Origin of the sequence: Motilimonas pumila (assembly GCF_003596335.1) — a bacterium.
Taxonomy (GTDB): domain Bacteria; phylum Pseudomonadota; class Gammaproteobacteria; order Enterobacterales; family CBDFNC01; genus Motilimonas; species Motilimonas pumila.
On sequence record NZ_QZCH01000025.1, the window covers coordinates 53,878 to 59,877 of the forward strand.

The following is a 6,000-nucleotide window of genomic DNA, read 5'->3' on the forward strand; positions in this document are numbered from 1 at the left end:
TAATGCTAGAGGCAGATTTGTAGCACTCACATTTCTCGGAAAAATTAATATGATAAATAAATAGACCGGTCGGTTTGTTTTGTGTATTATGCTCTCAACACCTCGAAATGTATGACGGAATTAGGTAGAGAAGGAAACTCTTCAATGATTGGGAGCGACGATGACAACGATCTCTGCACCACAGTTTAATGGCAAAGCGCACAGTAAAATTCAAGCATTAGCAAAGCCCATCGGCGCAGTGTGCAATATCGATTGCACCTATTGCTACTATTTGGGTAAGCAAGGTTTGTTAGACTACTCATCACGCTCATCCGTTTCTATGGATAAAGGCGCACTAGAACGTTATATCAAACAGTGTATTGAAGCTCAGAACACTGCCGAAATAATTTTCTCATGGCATGGTGGGGAACCGACGTTGTTAGGGGTTGAGTACTTTGAATACGTTGTCGAGTTACAGGCAAAGTATTGCCCGGAAGCCTCTACCATCACGAATGACATCCAAACGAATGGCGCACTCCTCAATGAGCGCTGGTGTAAATTTTTTAAGAAACATGATTTTGTGGTGGGAGTGAGTATTGATGGGCCAGGACACATCCATAACCATTATCGTAAAAATCGAGCAGGAAGAGGCTCATTCGAAAAAACGATGCGTGGTATCGAGCGACTAAAAAAACCCAGGGTTCAGTTTGCAACGCTGACTTGTGTCAACGATGTGAGCAGTCAAAAGCCACTAGAAGTTTATCGTTTTCTGCGTGATGTGGTGCAGCCGTTTCAAATTCAGTTCATTCCCGTTGTTGATAAACTATCAGCGTCAACAAACAGCCAATGGCACAGCTATGGTGATCTGGCGATTATTCCTGTCAAAAGGCTGGTCGAACCTTGGAGCGTATCCGCAAAAGAGTGGGGACATTTTTTATCAACCATTTTTGATGAGTGGCTTAAACATGATTTTGGCCGCGTGTTCATTCCTTATTTCGATAATTTTTTCGGAGTTTGGATGGGGCATCAAAGCAGCATGTGTACTCTGAGCGAGATTTGCGGAAAAGGATTAGCTGTTGAGCCAAATGGTGACGTGTACTCTTGTGATCATTATGTCTTTGATGAGTTTTTACTCGGAAATATCGAGCAGAGATCATTGGGTTCACTTGCGCTCTCCTTTAAACAGCAGAAATTTGGTTTTGCAAAAAGTAAGTCATTGCCAACACAATGCGATGAATGCGATTACCGTTTTGCATGCCACGGAGAATGTCCGAAGAACCGTATACTGACAACCAACAGTGGTGAAGTTGGCCTTAATTATTTGTGTTCAGGTTGGCTTGATTTCTTTACCCATATTGATCCCATAATTACCGAGATACTGAAACGTAATGGCAAGCCAGTGAGAGGGGGAAAGCATGACATTAGCATTTGAAAGCTATTTGGCTATTGGTTTGTCGATGGCATTCCTGAGCCTTTGGAAGACGTATTCTGGTCCAGCGATTGCGGCCCTTCTATCTTATTCTTACCCTGAAATGCTGGTGTTCAATCTTATTCCTGCGATGATTGCCGCGTTTGCTGGTTGGAAAATTGCTCCAGTGTATTCAACTCTATTCAAGAAACGAAACGAAGTTGTGTTTAAACCTAAGCTAAGAAAATTCATGAAAAAATGGAATCAGTATGGTCAATTGTCGATGGCAATCTTGGCACCAGTACTGGTTGGAATCCCAAGTTATACATTTGTCTCTAAGCGATTGAATCAAAGCAGGTTGAGAACATTTGGATTGCTTGTACTTTCTATTTTGGGGTGGAGCACTCTAGCTTACTGCGGTTTTACGTTCTTAGATCTTGGCCAGTATGTAGAGTTCGAAACTATCATTCCAACGTCTGTTATTGAAGCCATTAAACAGCAATAGTAATTGTGATACCAAATTAAAAACTAAAAAGCTCATCATTTGATGAGCTTTTTATTATGCGCGTTTTACAAAATGGTTGGATAGTTTTACTTGTTAGTGCGTCAACTTGAGTGTCTCTTTCATCGCGTTATCCAGTAACGAACGCTCTTTCTGCATTGCGGCTAATAGAGTACTTCCTAGCCATAAGCCATAAAGTGTTCTTGCCGTGTTATAGCCATCAACCATATGGAAACTTCCGTTCTCTACACCTTCGTTAAAAAAGTGACCCATGCGAGCAATGATCTTCTCTGCACCCTCGTTAAGTACTTGCTGCATTTGGTTTGAAGTGCCGGACACTTCACCAGACAGTTTTACGACCAAACATTTAATTTGAAAATCTGAAGTCAGTTTCTCTGAGCACCAATAGTCAAAGTATGCCTCAACGCGATCTGGGTATGAGAGTGAGGTGTTCATTAAGAAACTATCTAAGGTTTCTAGGTGATCTTCAAAGTAGTTCGTCAATAGCACAGAGCCGAAGTCTTCTTTCGATTTGAAATGGTGATAAAACGAACCTTTTGTCGCTTCAGCACTATTAATAATTTTCATTAACCCAAGGCCGGCAAAGCCTTGTTCACTGATAAGGTCAAAACCTACATCTAAAAGCTTCTGCTTTAAGTCTTTCATAAGTCTGCTCAAAATTAAAAATAATGGGGTAATTATACCCTGACTATACCGACCGTCCAGTCTAATTATTGAAAATAGATTGATTAGACCGGTCGGTATGCTATATTGTGTGTACAAGTTCGAGGCAACATTTAGTATTAAAGATAAAAAAACGGTGGATTTAATATGAACAGAACAATCATTATTGCTGGAGCAAGTGGTTTAGTTGGACGAGAAACTTTGAGTGCTTTATTGGACAATGAAAGCTTCGGAACCGTCTACGCCTTGTCTCGACGAGAGCTTAACAAAGAACACTATAAGTTGAAGCAGATAATCGACAGTAACCTAAATGTTCCAGCGATTGCTCTTGATACTGTTTTTCCTGATGTTGGCGTTATTGCTTTAGGCACCACGATTAAAAAAGCAGGCACTAAAGAGAAGCTGCGTGCTATTGATGTAGATCTAGTCGTTTCTACAGCAAAAAAAATGAAAGACATCGGTGTTAAACACCTTATCGTCGTGTCGTGTCTTGGTGCGGACTGTAATGCTCGTTCGCACTATCTTCGATGCAAAGGAGAGATGGAAATCAAAGTTGAACTACTCAATTTTGAGAAAACGACATTCTTACACCCCGGACCACTAGCTGGCAATCGTCAGGAAAATAGACCGGATGAAACATTACTTCAAGGCGTCCTTCAAGTATGTAGACCATTGATGTTGGGGAGCTTGAAAAAATACCTACCGATTCATGCCACAAATATCGCGAAAAGCATTGTTGTGCACTCGACATTCCCGACGCCGAGTAAGGTGGAGAGGCTAGATTCTATAGATATGATGAAGCTTGTTTCTTAGTCCCACTATCCGCGAATCGATATTCGCCCATATTTAACCTGAATTTAGGAAGCGATACTAATGATATACAAGGTGTCATTTTTATTGATAGCTTTGATGTCGGTAAAACAAACATTTGCAGAAGAGCTAACAACTGCTCCTTTGTATAAGCAATACGACTCGTGGTCATATGATCATTATCGTGTGATAACAAACAATACTAGAACCTTATGGTTTGTCGATTATTACGCTATTAGTCATCGACAAAATGCACAAGGTGACAATGCTCTAATATTAACGTTCATACCCGACAAACTCACGCAACAGAAAGTAAGAACAGCAACCATTGAGGCGTTAGAAGGCTCGAACCTAGGGATAAATATTCATGATCCTAGTATTCAAAAATTAGCGAATAGCTTGTCAGTATCACTAGTAAAGGGGGATGTGATTGCCATTATTTACAATGGGAAAAGCATGCAGGTTCAACATAATAGCGATGTTATTTATCAAGCTCGATCAACGTCTCAACAGAGCATGGCATTGAGTAATATTTGGCTCGGTGAGAGCCCGGTTGATGATTTGCTATAAAGAGAGATTAATTTGGGTAAAACACCTCATTATCATGATTTTAATACTACAGCCTTTCGCGGCAATGAGCGGAGAGAATAGAATGATCAGCATTAATCGAGAAAAGTACGAAACCTTTTCCAAAGGGCTTCAGTATGAATTGCTATTTCGAAACCTAGGTAAGCAGGTGTTTTCTGAATTAAAGAACAACCCTCCTGGTAGCATGACCGCAGATAGTTTGGATCTTTTGAGTAAAATGGAGCATCACAATACTAAGGTGATGGATCCGGTCCGACAACAATTTAATGTGGATAGCTCCATCGGCTGTAAAGACAAAATATTCGCAAAAACGGTAACAATTTCATTGAAAATGATGCCGAACCTGGGTTCACGATACCTAGAGGGAAGTGCTGAACGATTTGTTCATCAATTGAAAGGAATTCAAGCTTCTAGCCCTAGCGGTTTTGAAGAGGAAATGAACTATATGGTGGAACATGAAAAAGCACTCTATGGATATTTATTTCATTTAAATCAGGGCGAATTATTACGTGCACATTTGGTTCTCAAAGAGTTTGTTTTAGAACATGATATTCATTAGGTTGATTAATAATGAACTCGCTCTGTTTTTACTTATTAGATTCAAAAGAGGTCATAAATGAAAAAACTGCCTTTAATGACCTTGTATGGATAATTCCCCTACCAAACTTGTTAGTACTTCCACTTTTGGGCTGCGAAACAACAGTTGACCCTATTGCTCATCAAAACAAACTGAATTCCGTAGACGAAAGTATTTTGATTATTGATGGTCATGCTGAAAACCTAGGGTAGGAGAAAGTTCTCACTATCGACCACTCTCGACTCGCTGATCAAGCTGGTGAGTATTTAGCGCCAAGTCGAGTGGACTTTTATAGCGATGATGAACTGAATACTCAATTGTTAAAAGAGAACTTGCAAGTAGGCTTGGATCTTCCATTTCGTGTGTTGAACTACTTAGTGGCGCTATAGAACAATAAATAAACACTCAACTTTATCGCTATATGACATTTAAATGCTTCCCTAAATAAGAAACCATACTTGATGAAAGGGAGGTGTGGCTTATTCTTACCAAGAAGCTATTAGCTAATTTAATGGAAGGGGCGCTCAATGTTAATGTTGCCGGGATGATGTCGAAGTGTAATTTATATAAACGATGAAGCACACTTAGCAATACTGTTTTTTAGTGAAGTTGAAGCGCGTTTTATACGCTTTTTCAATGCTCTCACAGTGGGTGCCTCAATCTCATGACTCATAAACACCTACTCCAATATTAAGCTGAATTATTGATAGCGGCTAGAGACTGCAAGTCTAAGGTGCTAAAGCTAAAACAAGTCGTGAATGTGAGATTATAGATAATCTCACTTCGACTGTCATTGTTTTACTCTCGCTTTTAATATCGCTAAACCGACTAAACCAAAGCCAAGCTCTAAGATAATGTAAAGCCATAAAACCCCGTTAGGATTGCCGTCTATACCAACGCTTAAAAACCGTCCTGCGACTAAACCAAACATAAAAATAACAAGATTGATTAACGCTCCTGTTGTGTGTTTTGGATTGAATGCACCAATAACCCAGTATGTAGCCGTAGCTAAATACAATCCCATAACAGCCCTGAATATATGAGAGCTTTCAACACTATTGACTTCAATATTAAACAAAAATGCCATGGATGTTTTGGGGTCAAACCCGTATGACAAGGCAATAGGAACCAAACCGCCAGTGGCCAGTAACAAAAATATTTTCTCTTTATTCATCTATACCTCGTTTATTTTAGCATTCATACTGTTTTTAACTTTCCGTGTTGTACTGTTTTGTCACTAATATAGTAGCTTGCTGAATTGGAAGTAGCATGGTTTTAAGCAGATTTTTCAGGCCGCTTTCCCGATTGTGAAGTGGGAGTGAGGTTTTTAGCTCATTCACAATGACATGGAACTTATCGTTGCACACAATATATTGGCGTTGTTGACTAAATAGGGAACCTTTCTCGAAAACTGCGATCAGATCATTGAGCACGATACATGGAAGTGATTCT

Annotated in this window: 9 protein-coding genes; 6 read left to right on the forward strand and 3 right to left on the reverse strand. The window is 39.8% G+C overall.

Annotated features, from left to right (window positions below):
* The first annotated feature begins 160 nt into the window (after positions 1–160).
* Both D1Z90_RS16330 and D1Z90_RS16335 read left to right on the forward strand, forming a co-directional pair.
* Positions 161–1,411, forward strand: coding sequence for an anaerobic sulfatase maturase (locus D1Z90_RS16330; protein ID WP_119911869.1), 1,251 nt, complete (start codon positions 161–163; stop codon positions 1,409–1,411).
* Positions 1,395–1,892 (forward strand): hypothetical protein, encoded by a 498-nt coding sequence (locus tag D1Z90_RS16335; RefSeq protein ID WP_119911870.1) that lies wholly within the window; start codon positions 1,395–1,397, stop codon positions 1,890–1,892. Before D1Z90_RS16330 ends, D1Z90_RS16335 begins: the two co-directional genes overlap by 17 nt.
* Positions 1,893–1,985: 93 nt before the next feature.
* Here the strand turns inward: D1Z90_RS16335 and D1Z90_RS16340 are convergent, their stop codons facing one another.
* Positions 1,986–2,555: a TetR/AcrR family transcriptional regulator gene (locus D1Z90_RS16340; RefSeq protein ID WP_119911871.1), complete on the reverse strand. Its 570-nt coding sequence runs from the start codon at positions 2,553–2,555 to the stop codon at positions 1,986–1,988.
* Between the two features lie 165 nt (positions 2,556–2,720).
* Between D1Z90_RS16340 and D1Z90_RS16345 the strand changes: the two genes are divergently transcribed.
* From D1Z90_RS16345 to D1Z90_RS22090, 4 genes are all read left to right on the forward strand, one after another.
* Positions 2,721–3,386, forward strand: coding sequence for a Rossmann-fold NAD(P)-binding domain-containing protein (locus D1Z90_RS16345; protein ID WP_119911872.1), 666 nt, complete (start codon positions 2,721–2,723; stop codon positions 3,384–3,386).
* 60 nt (positions 3,387–3,446) lie between these two features.
* Entirely contained in the window at positions 3,447–3,953 is a 507-nt protein-coding gene (locus D1Z90_RS16350) for a chalcone isomerase family protein (protein WP_119911873.1), read from the forward strand.
* A gap of 82 nt (positions 3,954–4,035) precedes the next feature.
* Positions 4,036–4,530 carry a hypothetical protein gene (locus D1Z90_RS16355; protein WP_198419236.1) on the forward strand — a complete coding sequence of 165 codons (495 nt, stop codon included), beginning with the start codon at positions 4,036–4,038 and terminating at the stop codon, positions 4,528–4,530.
* A 245-nt stretch (positions 4,531–4,775) separates the two neighbouring features.
* The gene (locus D1Z90_RS22090; protein WP_369122274.1) at positions 4,776–4,937 is read left to right on the forward strand and encodes a DUF302 domain-containing protein; all 162 of its coding nucleotides are present in this window, start codon (positions 4,776–4,778) and stop codon (positions 4,935–4,937) included.
* A gap of 401 nt (positions 4,938–5,338) precedes the next feature.
* Here D1Z90_RS22090 and D1Z90_RS16365 read toward each other — a convergent pair whose 3' ends face one another.
* Positions 5,339–5,722 (reverse strand): DUF4345 domain-containing protein, encoded by a 384-nt coding sequence (locus tag D1Z90_RS16365; RefSeq protein ID WP_119911875.1) that lies wholly within the window; start codon positions 5,720–5,722, stop codon positions 5,339–5,341.
* 34 nt (positions 5,723–5,756) lie between these two features.
* Positions 5,757–6,000 (reverse strand): hypothetical protein (locus tag D1Z90_RS21755; RefSeq protein ID WP_232525276.1); only part of this gene is annotated, 244 nt, incomplete at its 5' end.

What these genes read in the sequence shown, in the direction of transcription:
- D1Z90_RS16330 (WP_119911869.1), top strand. Translation starts at nt 161, where the DNA reads ATGACAACGATCTCTGCACCACAGTTTAATGGCAAAGCGCACAGTAAA.
- D1Z90_RS16335 (WP_119911870.1), top strand. Translation starts at nt 1,395, where the DNA reads ATGACATTAGCATTTGAAAGCTATTTGGCTATTGGTTTGTCGATGGCA.
- D1Z90_RS16340 (WP_119911871.1), bottom strand. Translation starts at nt 2,555, where the DNA reads ATGAAAGACTTAAAGCAGAAGCTTTTAGATGTAGGTTTTGACCTTATC.
- D1Z90_RS16345 (WP_119911872.1), top strand. Translation starts at nt 2,721, where the DNA reads ATGAACAGAACAATCATTATTGCTGGAGCAAGTGGTTTAGTTGGACGA.
- D1Z90_RS16350 (WP_119911873.1), top strand. Translation starts at nt 3,447, where the DNA reads ATGATATACAAGGTGTCATTTTTATTGATAGCTTTGATGTCGGTAAAA.
- D1Z90_RS16355 (WP_198419236.1), top strand. Translation starts at nt 4,036, where the DNA reads ATGATCAGCATTAATCGAGAAAAGTACGAAACCTTTTCCAAAGGGCTT.
- D1Z90_RS16365 (WP_119911875.1), bottom strand. Translation starts at nt 5,722, where the DNA reads ATGAATAAAGAGAAAATATTTTTGTTACTGGCCACTGGCGGTTTGGTT.